The sequence below is a fragment of the Polynucleobacter sp. AM-25C3 genome, from assembly GCF_018882335.1.
GTDB lineage: Bacteria > Pseudomonadota > Gammaproteobacteria > Burkholderiales > Burkholderiaceae > Polynucleobacter.
In genome coordinates, this window is record NZ_JACVOS010000009.1 from 1 (window position 1) to 14,853 (window position 14,853).

Consider the following 14,853-nt stretch of genomic DNA (forward strand, 5'->3'; position numbering starts at 1 on the left):
GAATATATCCACTACTACAACCATGATCGAATCAAACAAAAACTAAAGGGATTGAGCCCAGTGCAATACCGAACTCAATCCCTTCTGGTAACCTAATCAAACTGTCCAACTTTTGTGGGTCAGTTCATTACCTAGGGGCTTTTGCTTTTATTGCTTACTGCTTTTAATCCAAGTTCAGATCCGTTACTGCACCTTTGCTGGCAGTGCTTGCTAGGTAAGCGTATTTAGCGAGTAATCCACGGGTATAGCGTGGCTTAGGTTGCACCCAAGCGCCGCGACGCTTAGCAATCTCTTCATCGCTCACATTGAGCTGAATAAGTAGCTTGTGTGCATCGATCGTGACAGAGTCGCCTTCATGAATAAGGGCAATCACACCACCTACAAATGCTTCAGGAGCGACGTGACCAACGACCATGCCCCAAGTGCCACCAGAGAAGCGTCCATCGGTAATCAGGCCTACTGTCTCGCCTAAGCCCTGACCAACTAGGGCAGAGGTAGGGGCGAGCATCTCGCGCATACCAGGGCCGCCTTTAGGGCCTTCGTAACGAATCACCATGACATCACCATCTTTGATTTTTTGCGCCATGATGGCGGCCATTGCATCATCCTCAGAATCAAATACACGGGCAGGACCAGTAATGGATGGGTTTTTGAGGCCGGTAATCTTGGCAACGCAACCCTCAGGAGAAATATTGCCCTTCAGAATAGCGAGGTGACCTTGCTTGTACAAAGGATTGTCCAGGGTGCGGATTACTTTTTGATCGGCACGGGGAACGGATGGAACATCTTTCAATGTTTCAGCAATGGTTTTGCCAGTGATAGTCATGCAGTCACCATGCAAGAGGCCGCCGTCTAGCAAAATCTTCATGACTTGCGGAATACCACCCGCTTGATGAAGATCGGTAGCTAAATATTGACCAGAAGGTTTCATATCCACGATTACGGGAACGCGTTTACGAATGCGTTCAAAGTCATCAATTGTCCAGTCGATCTCGGCAGCGCTGGTGATCGCTAAGTAATGCAGAACAGCATTGGTAGATCCACCAACTGCCATGATTACGCTGACTGCATTCTCAATGGATTTTTTAGTGATGATGTCACGTGGACGTAAATTATTTTTAATGGCCTCAACCAAAACAATCGCAGATTCATGAGCGCTAGTGACTTTTTCAGCATCTTCATTAGCCATCGTCGAGGAGTATGGCAGGCTCATGCCCAACGCTTCAAACGAGGAGCTCATGGTGTTGGCGGTGTACATGCCACCGCAAGAGCCGCTGCCTGGACAAGCATGCTGCTCAACGCCTTTAAGATCTACTTCATTCATGCGTCCTGAAGTAAATTCACCAACGGCTTCAAATGCGGAAACAATATTGAGGTCCTTACCTTTGTAATGACCTGGCTTAATGGTTCCGCCATAAACATAAATACTCGGCACATTGGTGCGGGCCATCGCCATCATGCCACCTGGCATATTTTTATCGCAACCACCGATGACGACCACGCCGTCTTGCCATAAACCATTGACACAAGTTTCAATACTGTCAGCAATCACTTCACGGGAGATGAGGGAGTACTTCATGCCCTCAGTGCCCATGCCGATGCCATCAGACACGGTAGGGGTGCCAAACATTTGCGCTTTTGCACCAGCTTCTTCTAAGGCAGTTACCGCAGCATCTGCTAGTTTTTGTAAGCCGCTATTGCATGGGGTAATGGTGGAGTGACCGTTTGCCACGCCGACCATCGGCTTAACGAAATCCTTCTCTTGGTAGCCCATCGCGTAATACATTGAGCGATTGGGTGCGCGAGCAACCCCTTCGGTGACATTGCGCGAGCGTTCATTGAGGCGTTTCATGCTGATATTGACTCCAGAAAAGAATTTGTCGAAAAGCTCTATTGTGCCGTGATAGAAGAGCAAATGCAGGGGTTTTATATAGATTTGCCCCCAATTTACTAGTGCAGCGCAGCATCAATTCTTCCATTGTATTTGCTGGTAGATGAAGCTTATTAGCTTGAGAGCTAATATCCTTGTAAATAAAGCTGCAGTACATTGCCATATCTAATACTTTTTCCTTCAAATTCAATGACTAAAGTTGGCCATATCTACCTAATTGACGACGATGAGTCGATGCGCACCTCTTTAAGCAGAATGCTGAAGGAGGTTGGATACATTGTTGAGGATTTTTCATCTGCGGCGACATTTTTAGAACATTCATTACCAGTATCCCCTGCAGTCATCTTGCTCGATATGCAAATGCCTGATGCCACCGGCCTAGATCTTCAGGAAAAATTACTGCAATTGGGGCGTAAAACCCCGATTATTTTCGTCAGCGGACAGAGTCACCCCCATCAGATTGTTAAAGGTCTTAAGAAGGGCGCACTTGATTTCTTGTTTAAGCCTTTTAATTTAGAGGACATGCTCAAGGCTGTCGCTGATGCGGTGGAATTTGATAGATGTCAGCTTAAGCGGATTTCCAAAGAGGTGGAGACGAAAAAAGACTACGCAACCTTAACGCCACGCGAGAAAGAGGTTTGCTTCTGGTTGGTAAAGGGCTTGCTGAATAAGGATATTGCCGTCAAGCTGGGAACTACCGATGCCACCATTAAGGTTCATAAGGCTAGAGTCATGGACAAAATGCAGGTTGAATCAGTTCAAACTTTAGTTGCAAAGTACCTTGAATCCGATCTTGAAAATCTCCAAAATACCTAGCTCTTAGACTAATTTCCCTTGTAGTAGATAGGTACTATGATGAGGCAACATTTTGATATATAAATCATTTAAAATACTTTTGTGACTACCAACTCCAAACTTCCCGAGATTTGCAAGGAAGCCTTTGCTCAGGCTCGCGAAAAACTGGGCTTAAGTGCCAAGGATTTGGGTGGTATGGCTTGTCTATCTACTCGCCAAATTGAGCAAATTGAAAGCGGTGAGACGAGCTCCTTCTATGGCGCTCAAATTAAAGTCACCGCCGCCAAGAAAGTAGCAAAGCTTCTCAATTTAAGTGATGAGGAAGCATTTGACTTTGGTACTCATACCCCGGAAAAAATTAGTACATCTGCAGTTGAGTTGCCCATTGCAGAGGCTAAGCTGGTAAAAACCGCTGAAGCAGAGGCGAAAAAGAATGCCACTAAAGTAAGTGAGCAGGTGGAGGGGGCTGAGCTGCCCGCAGTGGTTGCCGCGGAAGAAAACAAAGAGCCGGCCAAAAAAGTCCAGGCTAAAGAGGGACCATTCGCCAGAACAGTTGCTAAGGCAAAGCCGTCTTCACGGAAAAAATTGTTTCTTTGGCTCAGCGTGCTTGCCACCCTAGTATTTTCAGTAATTAATTTACAGCCATTGTTTTTCGCAGATAAGCCCGAAGAAATCGTCATCGTCAAGGAAGAAGTAATTGAGCCTGCCCCGTCATCGGCACCAGTAGGCGCTCCGATTGAGTCAGTTCCTGCAGCCGCACCAGTTGTAGTGGCTGCAGCACCAGCTATTGCCACGGATGCCCCTGGAGCTTGCCCCGCTGAGGAAGGAATTATTAGCTATAAACCAGAGTCACCTCGTAAGCCAGCCGATTTGGTTTATGTGCAGACCAAATCAAAGCAGACTGTATGTGTGATTGATGCCTCCGGCAAGATTCAAAATAAACTGCTTGAGCCTGGAGTGGGCGCATCCTTTTATGGCAAACCACCATTCAAAGTGCTGACCACTGGCTTGAGCCAGGTGGATGTGTTCTTCCAGGGCGCGAAAGTGCGCTTATCTAATCCCAATTCAAAAACAGTGATTTTGGAGGCTGCTGAGGTGGTTGCTCCGCCTGCTGATGGGACGGAATCTCAGTTACGCTAACCCCGAGGGAGTTAGCGTCTTCTGCTGGCGGTTTTTATACCGCTGAGTCGTTGGTTTCGCCGGTGCGAATACGAATGGCTTGTTCAATCGGGCTAACAAAAATCTTGCCATCACCAATCTTGCCGGTACGAGCGGCTTTTGTAATTGCTTCAATTGCCGCTTCTACACGGTCACCAGCAACTACTACTTCTACTTTCACTTTAGGCAAAAAGTCGACCACATACTCGGCGCCACGATAGAGCTCAGTATGACCTTTTTGGCGACCAAAGCCCTTGACTTCGGTTACAGTAAGTCCAGTAACACCTACTTCAGCTAAGGCTTCGCGAACTTCGTCAAGCTTGAACGGTTTAATAATGGATGTAATTAGCTTCATATATTCCCCTTAATACAGTAATCATACCTAGAACTGAAACCCAACACCCAGTTACGCTCTAAATTGAGAGGTAATAGGATAGCGCCAGTCGCGCCCAAAGGCTCGTGTGGTCACGCGTACGCCAGGGGGCGCTTGGCGACGTTTGTACTCATTGAGCTTAATCAGGCGGGTGACTTTTTCAACACTCTCAGGATCAAAGCCAGCGGCAATGATTTGAGCGATAGATTGGTTTTGCTCCATGTAACGCTCCACAATCCCATCCAGTACTTCATAAGAAGGCAGACTATCTTGATCGGTTTGATCGGGGCGCAATTCGGCGGAAGGTGCACGCGTCAGAATCCGCTCCGGAATAATGGGGGCAATGCTATTGCGGTATGCGCACAGGCGATAGACCAAAGTCTTGGCAATATCCTTAATCACTGCAAAGCCGCCAGCCATATCGCCATATAGAGTGCAATAGCCTACGGCCATTTCACTCTTGTTTCCCGTGGTGAGAACTAGGCGGCCAGTTTTATTGGAGAGCGCCATCAGCAGGGTGCCGCGAACTCGCGCTTGAATATTCTCTTCAGTGGCATCTGGTTTTAAGCCTTTGAATTGCTCTGCCAATGCATGCTCTAAAGCATCCACAGGCTCACTGATAGGAATTTCATCATATTGAACGCTCAGGTTCTGCGCCATTTCTCTAGCATCAATCCAAGAGATATCAGCGGTATAGCGAGAGGCCATCATGACGGTACGTACTTTATCGGCGCCCAGGGCATCCACTGCAATGGCTAGCACCAGCGCAGAATCAACGCCTCCTGAGAGACCAATAATGACCCCTGAAAAGTGATTCTTTTGAACATAGTCACGCACACCTAAAACTAAGGCTTGATAGGCCTGAGCCTCAACACTGGAGGTGGGGACTATGGAACCTTGCTCTAGATCACCAGATGCATTGACACTCACAAACCCGAGGGCGGTTTCAAACTGCGGCATGGTCATCACTACTTTGCCTGCGCTATTTAATGCAAAAGATCCACCATCAAAAACGAGCTCATCTTGACCGCCTACCGCGTTTACATAAATCAGCGGCATCCTCGTAAGTGCAATTTGTTTACGCAGCATTTCAATGCGTAAAGATTCTTTTTGGAGGTGATAAGGAGAGGCGTTGAGTACCAGCAGTACTTGAGCGCCAGCAGCATGAGCTTGTTTTGCTGGGCTTGCATGCCAAGCATCTTCGCAAAGGATAAGTCCGTATTGGATACCAGCATTTTCAAACACACACGCTTCATTGCCCGGCGTGAAATAACGTACTTCATCAAACACTTCGTGATTGGGCAACTCTTGTTTTGCGTAGCCGGCAATGACCTTTCCGTCGCGCAGAACGGAAGCGTAGTTTTGTAAACCAGCAGCAGTCTTTTTTGGGTGCCCAACAACAACTGTCAGGCCTGGAAATTTTTGGAGCTCCAGCATTAAACAACTGAGCTCACGATCTGCGGCCTCAATAAAAGCGGGGCGCAAGAGTAAGTCTTCTGGGGGGTAGCCGGTGAGCGAGAGCTCTGGCGTTAAAACAATATTTACGCCTTGTACATAGGCATCGGCCGCGGCTTGAGAGATGAGCTGCGCGTTGCCAGGCAAATCACCCAGGAGAGGGTTGATTTGCGCTAAGGCGATTTTTTGCGAGCTCACTCCTGATATCAAGTTGAGACTTAGTTAACCCTGATGCGCTTTGTTGTAGGCCTCGATGCCTTCAAGAATTTCTTTATGGGCATCAGCAACACCACCCCAACCTTTAACTTTTACCCATTTACCTGGCTCGAGATCTTTGTAGTGCTCGAAGAAGTGTTGGATTTGGTTTAAGCGCAATGGATTAATGTCTTCTGGTTTTTGCCAGTGGGTGTAGATAGGCAAAATCTTATCTTCTGGAACGGCCAACAACTTAGCATCTTGTCCGCCTTCATCTTCCATCATCAATACGCCAATTGCACGGCAGCTCACAACTACACCAGGAATCAATGGGAAGGGAGTAATTACCAGTACGTCAACAGGGTCGCCATCACCAGCAATGGTTTTGTTAATGTAACCATAGTTACAAGGGTAGTGCATTGCAGTACCCATGAAACGGTCAACAAAAATTGCGCCACTCTCTTTATCTACTTCGTACTTGATTGGATCCGCATTCATAGGGATTTCAATAATGACGTTAAAGCTTTCTGGGATTTTTTTGCCAGGTTTGACGTTGTCAAGACTCATACATACTCCGGATAGTGATTAGTAAATACCCTGATCTTAAAAAGATCGTAGGCTGGTGATTCTGTTACATACTGATAGAGCTCTAGGCTCTAGTTTATCGCTTTCAGAGAACTATCCGACATAGGCGCTGGAAGCAAAACAATTTAGATCAAATTTTAAGGGGTTCAAGCATGAGTAATGTCACTTTAGGCTTGTATTTTGCCTTGGCTTGCGGTGTTTTAGCTGTGATTTATGGGTTTGTGATGCGTAGCTGGATTCTGAAGCAAAGCACGGGTAACGCCAAGATGCAAGAAATTGCCGAGGCGATTCAGCAGGGCGCAGCAGCTTATTTATCTCGCCAATACAAGACGATTGCCATTGTTGGCGTAATCCTGACGATCCTGATAGCGCTATTTCTGGATTTTGCGACGGCCCTGGGTTTTGTCATTGGCTCGGTGCTATCGGGCGCCTGCGGCTTTATTGGTATGAATGTTTCAGTGAGAGCCAATGTGCGCACTGCTGAAGCGGCTACTAAGGGGATGAACGAGGCCCTCAACGTCGCTTTTAAGGGTGGCGCGATTACCGGCATGCTTGTTGTCGGATTGGGCTTGCTTGGTGTCGGCCTTTTCTTTATGTTCCTCGTGTCGGTTGGTGTGGGTAGGGATCTCTCATCAGTTTTACATCCCCTCATTGGATTGGCATTTGGATCTTCTCTGATTTCAATTTTTGCGCGATTAGGCGGCGGTATCTTTACTAAAGGTGCTGACGTTGGCGCCGACTTGGTTGGCAAAGTAGAGGCGGGCATTCCGGAGGATGACCCACGTAATCCGGCGGTGATTGCCGATAACGTTGGTGACAACGTCGGCGATTGTGCTGGTATGGCGGCTGACTTATTCGAGACTTACGCGGTGACACTGATTGCCACAATGGTCTTAGGTGCATTGATGATTACTGGCGCACCAGTTGCTGCGATTGTGTATCCACTGGAATTGGGTGGGGTTTCGATCATTGCCTCAATTATTGGTTGCTCATTTGTTAAGGCAACGCCTGGCATGAAGAACGTGATGCCTGCGCTGTACAAAGGCTTGATTGTGGCTGGAGGCATTTCTTTAGTGGCATTCTATTTTGTTACTAATTTCATCATGCCGGATGACTCCTTAGGGATTCCGGGAAGTCAGTGGCGCTTATTTGGATCTACCGTGGTGGGCTTAGTGCTCACTGCTGGCTTGGTATGGATTACCGAGTACTACACGGGTACCCAATTTAAGCCAGTGCAGCATATTGCAGAAGCGTCAACAAAAGGACACGGCACTAACATCATTGCAGGCTTAGGCATCTCTATGAAGTCCACTGCCTATCCCGTGTTATTTGTTTGTGCTGCGATTTATGCGGCTTATTGGTTAGCTGGCATTTACGGCATTGCGATTGCAGCTACCGCCATGCTATCGATGGCTGGAATTGTGGTGGCTCTGGATGCCTATGGACCGATTACAGATAATGCCGGCGGTATTGCAGAAATGGCTGGCTTGCCTCAGTCGGTTCGCGATATTACCGATCCATTGGATGCGGTTGGTAACACGACTAAAGCAGTTACTAAAGGATATGCAATTGGCTCAGCAGGACTTGCTGCATTAGTTCTGTTTGCCGATTACACCCATGCATTGGAAGCCATTGGACAGCAAGTATCGTTTGATCTATCCAATCATATGGTGATCATTGGCTTGTTCATTGGAGGCATGATTCCCTACCTCTTTGGTGCAATGGCGATGGAGGCGGTTGGACGCTGTGCTGGTGCAGTGGTTGAAGAAGTTCGCCGTCAGTTCCGCGATATCCCAGGAATTATGGAGGGTACCGCAAAGCCTGAGTATGGTAAGGCAGTAGATATGCTGACTTCAGCCGCCATCAAGGAAATGATTGTGCCTTCACTGTTGCCGGTGGTAGCGCCTATTGCGGTAGGTCTCTTACTAGGACCTGCTGCTCTGGGTGGTTTGCTGATGGGTACGATCGTGACAGGCTTGTTTGTTGCCATCTCCATGTGTACTGGTGGTGGGGCTTGGGATAACGCGAAGAAATATATCGAAGAAGGAAACTTTGGAGGTAAAGGTTCTGAAGCTCATAAAGCAGCAGTTACTGGCGACACTGTTGGCGACCCCTACAAAGATACTGCGGGACCTGCAGTGAACCCGCTCATCAAGATTATTAACATCGTGGCCTTATTGATAGTGCCATTGCTACCAGTGGTGAGTCGCTAGCAATAAAGCTACTTAGCGCAATAAACAAAATGCCTAGCAATTGCTAGGCATTTTTTATCCCGAGGTCTTGACAGGGGTAGTTCATTGAACTACTATGGAGGCAATGGATTTTGAATGGGATTTGGCTAAAAGTAACTCATGCCAGATCTCTCGAAATTTTGATTTTGCATATGTGATATCAATTTTCAAAGATCCTACATTGCTTATTGAGCATGATCGGCGATGGGATTACGGGGAAGAGCGATTTCAGGCTCTTGGTGTAATAGATGGAAGAGTTTTCATGGTGATCTTTACTAGTAGATCAAAGGCCATCAGAATTATTTCGGCGAGAAGAGCTAATAGTCGGGAGGTTAAACGGTATGAAAAAAATCATTCGGGTTAGCGTAGATCGAAATGAGCCCAATAGTTTCCCTAAGGGATTCGTTAATAAAAAATTACTGGATGCAACAACGGAGCGCTTAATTAAGTTGCATCAACAGCAAGATGATGCGGAAGCAATGCTGGATGCCGCTCAATATGCAAAAGGTGTGCGCGAGAGAATTGGTTTATCTCAGCAAGAGTTTTCCAAGCGCATCGAAGTTTCTTTAGAAACTATTCGAAATTGGGAGCAGGGCAAGCGGAGCCCTACTGGAGCAGCCAAGGCTTTGCTGAAAATTTTAGATAGAGCTCCTGAGATTGCATTACTTGCGCTCAGTGTTTAGAGTTTGATATCCGCCCCGTTAATAAAAATGCCTAGCAATTGCTAGGCATTTTTACTTGATTCTTCGACTAAATCTGCGCTAAGCCAAAGTCTCCAAGTAGCGTTGGGCATCTAATGCAGCCATACAGCCTGTACCAGCGCTAGTGATGGCTTGACGGTAAATATGGTCTTGCACATCACCCGCTGCAAATACGCCTGGGATATTGGTGGCAGTTGCATTGCCCTCTAGACCTGAGTGGGTCTTGAGGTAGCCGTTGTTCATCTCAAGTTGACCAACAAAGAGTTCGGTATTTGGTTTATGGCCGATGGCTATAAAGGCGCCAGTAACAGCGATGGCTTCAGTGCTGCCATCTTCTTTTTTAATTCGTACACCAGTCACCCCTTTTTCATCGCCGAGTACTTCATCGAGAGTGGAGTTCAGTTTGAGCTCGACTTTGCCTTCGGCAACCTTCGCCATGAGGCGGTCATTCAGAATTGGCTCTGCACGGAATTTATCGCGACGATGAATGACGGTCACTTTCTTGGCAATGCCAGTAAGGTAGAGCGCTTCTTCAACTGCTGTGTTGCCACCACCGACAACGCAGACGTCTTGGTTGCGATAGAAGAAACCATCGCAAGTCGCACAGCCAGAAACGCCACGACCCATGAAGGCCTCTTCACTTGGCAGGCCAATGTACTGTGCAGATGCACCAGTAGAAATAATTAAGGCATCACAAGTGTAGGTGCCAGAGTCGCCAACCAAGCGGATAGGCTTTTCAGTTAGCGCAGCAGTATGAATATGATCAAAAATGATGTTGGTATTAAAGCGCTCAGCATGCTTTAAAAAGCGATCCATCAGCTCTGGCCCCTGAACACCATCAGGGTCGGCTGGCCAGTTTTCGACGTCAGTAGTGGTCATTAGTTGACCGCCTTGAGCAATGCCAGTAATCAGGGTTGGGCTCAGGTTGGCACGGGCAGCGTATACAGCTGCTGTGTAGCCAGCGGGGCCCGAACCGAGGATGAGGACTTTAGAGTGTTTTGGAGTATTTGTAGTCATACCCAAATTATAGGATTGCTTGTTTACAATCGGTAGAACATGGCTAGAACCGCATACCCGAAGTCCAAAACCCCTTTAAACCCCCAGCCCCCCGAGAATCAAGGGCAGGGCAGGATGCCCCGCCTCTTACTAGAAGCTCGCTGGTTCATCTCCTGCGGTCTTTGCCTGGGTTTATTTGCTATTTTATTGACCTATTCCAAGGCAGATCCAGCCTGGTCGCATGCCAGTTTTGAGGTTCCTAAGAACTTAGGTGGGCGTTTTGGTGCCTATTTAGCAGATTTATTGCTCTATATCTTCGGTATTTCAGCATTTTGGTGGGTTGCACTCTTTGGTCGCCGAGTTTTGAGTGGTTGGCGGGAGCTTTGGAGCATTCCACTGCCTCCAGACCCCGATGCCAAACCAGATTCGTTGGTAATGCGTTGGTTAGGCTTTGGGCTGACTTTGCTAAGCAGTATGGGTCTTGAGTCTATTCGATTGCATTCGTTGACCTGGGAGCTTCCAAGGCCACCTGGAGGCATTTTGGGTGAGCTGATCGGTGATCCCCTGCAAATGTCTCTTGGATTTACCGGTTCTACCCTGGTTTTGCTATTTACCCTTTGCGCCGGCCTTTCTTTATTTCTCCATTTTTCTTGGTTAGATGTTGCCGAGAAAGTCGGGCGCTCCCTTGAGCTTGCCTATAACCGTTTGCGCGAGCGTCGCGATAGCGAAGAAGATAGGAAGCTGGGTGAAGCTGCCGCCGAAGAGCGTGAAGAGTTTGTTGAGGAGTTCCGTGGGCGCGTTGAAATTGCTAAACCAGTTCAAATTGTTCGCGCTCCAGTAGAGGTTGTGAAAAGTGCGCGTGTTGAGCGCGAGAAACAGCAGCCTTTATTTGTAGATATTCCGGATTCAGAATTGCCACCACTGGCATTGCTTGATCCAGTACCCGAAGCAAAAGAAACCATTTCAGCCGATGTGTTGGAATTTACTTCTCGCTTAATTGAGCGCAAGTTGGCTGAGTTCAATGTTGAAGTTAAAGTGATTGCTGCCTACCCAGGCCCAGTGGTCACTCGCTATGAAATTGATCCTGCCGTTGGTGTGAAGGGTAGTCAAATCGTTAACCTTTCTCGTGACTTGGCTCGCTCTCTAGGCGTAGTCAGCATGCGTGTCGTGGAAACCATTCCTGGTAAAACTTGCATGGCCTTGGAGTTACCAAACCCAACGCGTCAATCGGTTTACCTCTCTGAGATTTTGACTTCGCAGATCTATAACGATAGCCACTCTTTATTGACGCTTGCCTTAGGTAAAGATATTTCTGGCAGTCCCATGGTTGCTGACTTGGCGAAGATGCCGCACTGCTTAGTTGCTGGTACTACGGGTGCTGGTAAGTCGGTTGGTATTAATGCCATGATTCTCTCTATTCTCTTCAAGGCTAAGCCAGATGAAGTGCGCTTGATCATGATTGATCCGAAGATGTTAGAGATGGCAATGTATGACAAGATTCCGCATCTCTTGTGCCCAGTAGTAACGGATATGAAACAGGCTTATAACGCGCTCAATTGGGCCGTGAATGAGATGGAGCGTCGCTACAAACTGATGAGTAAGTTTGGTGTGCGTAACCTTGCTGGCTTCAATAAAAAGATTTTAGAAGCGGAAGAAAAAGGTGAAAAGCTCACTAATCCGTTTAGCCTAACCCCAGATGATCCAGAGCCAATCTATAAAGCACCGGTAATCGTAATCGTGATTGATGAGCTGGCTGACTTGATGATGGTCTCTGGTAAGAAAATTGAAGAGTTGATTGCGCGGATTGCGCAAAAGGCTCGTGCTGCAGGTATTCATTTGGTATTGGCTACACAGCGTCCTAGTGTGGATGTGATCACCGGCCTAATCAAAGCTAACGTACCAACCCGTATTTCTTTCCAAGTCAGCAGCAAGATCGATAGTCGCACCATTCTGGATCAACAGGGTGCTGAAGCGCTGTTAGGTATGGGGGACATGCTCTACATGGCTCCAGGCACTGGCTTACCCGTTCGCGTTCATGGCGCCTTTGTATCTGATGATGAAGTTCATCGTGTCGTTGAGTGGCTCAAAGAAAAAGGCGAAGCCAATTACATTGACGGCGTTCTGGAAGGTGCTGATGAATCGAATATTGATGCATTGACTGGTGAGGGCGGCGGTGAAGCTGATCCTTTATACGATCAGGCAGTTGCTATTGTTTTAGAAAATAAACGCCCATCGATTTCTTTAGTGCAGCGTCATTTGCGAATTGGTTATAACCGCGCAGCACGCTTACTCGAGGATATGGAAAAAGCAGGGCTTGTTTCGAAGATGGGCAATGGTGGTAATCGTGAAATCCTCCATCGTCCTTCTGAATAAGGCGCTTACTTTGCAAAGATTCTTATCGGTAGTCGCTGCAGTTATCTTGGGCATCACGCCCCTTTGTTTCTCAAGGGCTGCATTTGCAGATGGCGAAAGTGGCGCTGAACAGTTGCGTCAATTTGTGCGTAACTCCAAAACTGCTGAGGGTGAGTTTGTGCAGCAACAGCTACGCTCACCTAAAGCTAGCGAACCACAAGACAAAGGCTTAAAAGTGGTTCGTCAAACTCAGGGACGTTTTGTATTTCAACGTCCAGGACGCTTTATCTGGGAAACCCAAAAGCCATACGAACAAAAGCTGATTGCTGACGGTAAGCAATTGATTTTGTGGGACAGGGATTTATACCAGGCTACATTTAGACCTGCAGGGCAGGCTTTGGCTACTACACCTGCTGCCATTCTGTTTGGTGAGACCTCTTTGGATCAACACTTTGATTTGGTTGAGGGTGAAGATCGCCTGGGTATGAAATGGGTAGCCCTGGCCCCCAAGAAAAATCCCAATGCAAAAAATGGCAATGATTTGCCTTATACCAAGATCTCAGTGGGAATGGTCAACGGCCTGCCTAAAGCACTGGAGCTCATTGATGGTCTGGGCAGTGTTGTTTTGGTGACTTTAGATAAGATCCAACTCAACGTCAATTTACCTGCCAATCGTTTTATCTTTACGCCACCTGCTGGCACTGAAGTCTTACGCTTAAACTAGAGTCTATAAATCTCATTCAGACGCAATTTAGTACAAACCGAATATAAAAACTGAGCAATATATGATTGATCCGCAATTACTCCGCAAAGATATCGCAGCCGTTGCTGCACGTTTAGCTACTCGTAAATTTCAACTCGATGTTGAGAAATTTAACACCTTAGAGTCCGAGCGTAAATCCTTGCAAACTCGTACTGAAGAGTTGCAAGCTAAGCGCAACCAATTGGCTAAAACCATTGGTATGAAAAAAGGCAAAGGCGAGGACGCTGCTGCTGAGATGGCCGAGGCAACCCAGATTAACGTGGATATGGAATCGGGCGCTGCGCGTTTGGCAATCTTGCAAGCAGAGATTGCGGATTTCTTGATGGGCATTCCCAATCTTCCGGATGAAACTGTGCCGGTTGGAAAGGATGAGAAAGAGAACAAAGAGGTAAAACGTTGGGGCACCATTCCTGAGTTTTCATTTCCCGTGAAAGATCATGTGGACTTGGGCGCGCCATTGGGTCTTGACTTTGAGTCTGCTGCAAAGATTAGCGGTTCACGTTTTGTAGTTCTTAAGGGCCCTATTGCTAGATTGCATCGTGCTTTGGCGCAATTCATGATCGATCTGCATACAACTCGACATGCTTACGAAGAGCTTTATGTTCCCCTGATGGTGAACTCCGCCTCTATGCGTGGTACCGGTCAGTTGCCTAAGTTTGAGGAGGACTTATTTAAGGTTCCTCGCCAGATGGGTGGTGAAGATGGGGCAGGCGAAGCAAAAGTTGAAAACTTCTATTTGATACCGACAGCAGAAGTGCCTGTGACGAATTTAGTGCGTGACACCATTACGGCGGCGGAAGATTTGCCATTGAAGTTTGTTGCCCACACGCCATGCTTTAGATCCGAGGCAGGAAGCTATGGACGTGATGTACGTGGCATGATTCGTCAACACCAGTTTGAAAAGGTGGAGCTTGTTCAGATTGCAAAGCCAGAAGAGTCAATGGAGTTACTTGAGGAGTTAACTTCTCATGCAGAAAAGGTTTTGGAGTTACTTGAACTGCCTTACCGAAAAGTATTGCTCTGCACTGGTGATATGGGTTTTGGTAGCACCAAGACATATGACTTAGAGGTGTGGATCCCATCGCAAAATGCTTACCGTGAGATTAGCTCTTGCTCCAATATGGGTGACTTCCAAGCTAGGCGCATGCAGGCAAGATATAAATCTGGGCAAGGTAAGCCTGAGTTAGTGCATACCTTAAATGGTTCCGGTCTTGCAGTAGGCAGAACTGGCGTTGCCCTTCTTGAGAATTGCCAACAGGCCGATGGCAGTATTGCTATTCCAAATGCGCTGCAATCGTACTTGGGTGGCTTAAAGGTATTAAAGCCACTTTAAGCTGAGTTCAGGAAGAACCAAGGAA

14 protein-coding genes are annotated in these 14,853 nt (G+C 47.4%); 9 read left to right on the forward strand and 5 right to left on the reverse strand.

The window, feature by feature from the left end:
- A partial coding sequence (locus tag ICN12_RS07220; protein WP_216217816.1) for an IS3 family transposase occupies window positions 1–96 on the forward strand: 96 nt, incomplete at its 5' end.
- A 67-nt stretch (window positions 97–163) separates the two neighbouring features.
- Here the strand turns inward: ICN12_RS07220 and ilvD are convergent.
- The gene (gene ilvD, locus ICN12_RS07225; protein WP_216271835.1) at window positions 164–1,852 is read right to left on the reverse strand and encodes a dihydroxy-acid dehydratase; all 1,689 of its coding nucleotides are present in this window, start codon (window positions 1,850–1,852) and stop codon (window positions 164–166) included.
- A gap of 228 nt (window positions 1,853–2,080) precedes the next feature.
- Between ilvD and ICN12_RS07230 the strand changes: the two genes are divergently transcribed.
- Both ICN12_RS07230 and ICN12_RS07235 read left to right on the forward strand, forming a co-directional pair.
- Complete coding sequence (locus ICN12_RS07230; RefSeq protein WP_216271836.1) at window positions 2,081–2,707, forward strand: response regulator transcription factor; 627 nt, start codon at window positions 2,081–2,083, stop codon at window positions 2,705–2,707.
- Window positions 2,708–2,788: 81 nt separating this feature from the next.
- A complete protein-coding gene (locus tag ICN12_RS07235) occupies window positions 2,789–3,826 on the forward strand; it encodes a helix-turn-helix domain-containing protein (protein WP_216271837.1) in 1,038 nt (345 codons plus the stop codon).
- Window positions 3,827–3,860: 34 nt separating this feature from the next.
- On the opposite strand, the gene ICN12_RS07240 is transcribed toward ICN12_RS07235, so the two are convergent.
- From ICN12_RS07240 to ppa, 3 genes are read right to left on the reverse strand one after another with little or no spacing between them, the layout of a single operon-like run.
- The gene (locus ICN12_RS07240) at window positions 3,861–4,199 is read right to left on the reverse strand and encodes a P-II family nitrogen regulator (protein ID WP_216271838.1); all 339 of its coding nucleotides are present in this window, start codon (window positions 4,197–4,199) and stop codon (window positions 3,861–3,863) included.
- Between the two features lie 51 nt (window positions 4,200–4,250).
- On the reverse strand, window positions 4,251–5,870 hold the full coding sequence (locus ICN12_RS07245) for an NAD+ synthase (protein WP_216271839.1): 1,620 nt from the start codon (window positions 5,868–5,870) through the stop codon (window positions 4,251–4,253).
- A gap of 24 nt (window positions 5,871–5,894) precedes the next feature.
- Complete coding sequence (ppa, locus tag ICN12_RS07250; RefSeq protein ID WP_216271840.1) at window positions 5,895–6,434, reverse strand: inorganic diphosphatase; 540 nt, start codon at window positions 6,432–6,434, stop codon at window positions 5,895–5,897.
- A 170-nt stretch (window positions 6,435–6,604) separates the two neighbouring features.
- On the opposite strand from ppa, the gene ICN12_RS07255 reads away from it, so the two are divergent.
- The 3 genes from ICN12_RS07255 to relB all read left to right on the forward strand — a co-directional run bounded on the left by ICN12_RS07255 (window position 6,605) and on the right by relB (window position 9,366).
- Window positions 6,605–8,665, forward strand: a complete 2,061-nt coding sequence (locus tag ICN12_RS07255; protein ID WP_216271841.1) for a sodium-translocating pyrophosphatase — start codon at window positions 6,605–6,607, stop codon at window positions 8,663–8,665.
- Between the two features lie 103 nt (window positions 8,666–8,768).
- Window positions 8,769–9,047 carry a BrnT family toxin gene (locus ICN12_RS07260; RefSeq protein ID WP_216271842.1) on the forward strand — a complete coding sequence of 93 codons (279 nt, stop codon included), beginning with the start codon at window positions 8,769–8,771 and terminating at the stop codon, window positions 9,045–9,047.
- On the forward strand, window positions 9,025–9,366 hold the full coding sequence (relB, locus tag ICN12_RS10915; RefSeq protein ID WP_255537746.1) for a type II toxin-antitoxin system RelB family anti-toxin transcriptional regulator: 342 nt from the start codon (window positions 9,025–9,027) through the stop codon (window positions 9,364–9,366). The genes ICN12_RS07260 and relB overlap by 23 nt, the downstream gene beginning before the upstream one ends.
- Window positions 9,367–9,444: 78 nt before the next feature.
- On the opposite strand, the gene trxB is transcribed toward relB, so the two are convergent.
- Window positions 9,445–10,401: a thioredoxin-disulfide reductase gene (gene trxB, locus ICN12_RS07270; protein WP_216271843.1), complete on the reverse strand. Its 957-nt coding sequence runs from the start codon at window positions 10,399–10,401 to the stop codon at window positions 9,445–9,447.
- A gap of 114 nt (window positions 10,402–10,515) precedes the next feature.
- Between trxB and ICN12_RS07275 the strand changes: the two genes are divergently transcribed.
- From ICN12_RS07275 to serS, 3 genes are all read left to right on the forward strand, one after another.
- On the forward strand, window positions 10,516–12,753 hold the full coding sequence (locus tag ICN12_RS07275; protein ID WP_370624987.1) for a DNA translocase FtsK: 2,238 nt from the start codon (window positions 10,516–10,518) through the stop codon (window positions 12,751–12,753).
- Window positions 12,725–13,456 (forward strand): outer membrane lipoprotein periplasmic chaperone LolA, encoded by a 732-nt coding sequence (gene lolA, locus ICN12_RS07280; RefSeq protein WP_370624979.1) that lies wholly within the window; start codon window positions 12,725–12,727, stop codon window positions 13,454–13,456. Before ICN12_RS07275 ends, lolA begins: the two co-directional genes overlap by 29 nt.
- A gap of 61 nt (window positions 13,457–13,517) precedes the next feature.
- Window positions 13,518–14,828, forward strand: a complete 1,311-nt coding sequence (gene serS / locus ICN12_RS07285) for a serine--tRNA ligase (protein ID WP_216271846.1) — start codon at window positions 13,518–13,520, stop codon at window positions 14,826–14,828.
- The last annotated feature ends 25 nt before the right edge of the window (window positions 14,829–14,853 follow it).

Bases quoted from the DNA above. Each gene is read 5' to 3' on its own strand.
- ilvD (WP_216271835.1), bottom strand. From the start codon at position 1,852: ATGAAACGCCTCAATGAACGCTCGCGCAATGTCACCGAAGGGGTTGCT.
- ICN12_RS07230 (WP_216271836.1), top strand. From the start codon at position 2,081: ATGACTAAAGTTGGCCATATCTACCTAATTGACGACGATGAGTCGATG.
- ICN12_RS07240 (WP_216271838.1), bottom strand. From the start codon at position 4,199: ATGAAGCTAATTACATCCATTATTAAACCGTTCAAGCTTGACGAAGTT.
- ppa (WP_216271840.1), bottom strand. From the start codon at position 6,434: ATGAGTCTTGACAACGTCAAACCTGGCAAAAAAATCCCAGAAAGCTTT.
- ICN12_RS07255 (WP_216271841.1), top strand. From the start codon at position 6,605: ATGAGTAATGTCACTTTAGGCTTGTATTTTGCCTTGGCTTGCGGTGTT.
- ICN12_RS07260 (WP_216271842.1), top strand. From the start codon at position 8,769: ATGGATTTTGAATGGGATTTGGCTAAAAGTAACTCATGCCAGATCTCT.
- relB (WP_255537746.1), top strand. From the start codon at position 9,025: ATGAAAAAAATCATTCGGGTTAGCGTAGATCGAAATGAGCCCAATAGT.
- trxB (WP_216271843.1), bottom strand. From the start codon at position 10,401: ATGACTACAAATACTCCAAAACACTCTAAAGTCCTCATCCTCGGTTCG.
- ICN12_RS07275 (WP_370624987.1), top strand. From the start codon at position 10,516: ATGCCCCGCCTCTTACTAGAAGCTCGCTGGTTCATCTCCTGCGGTCTT.
- serS (WP_216271846.1), top strand. From the start codon at position 13,518: ATGATTGATCCGCAATTACTCCGCAAAGATATCGCAGCCGTTGCTGCA.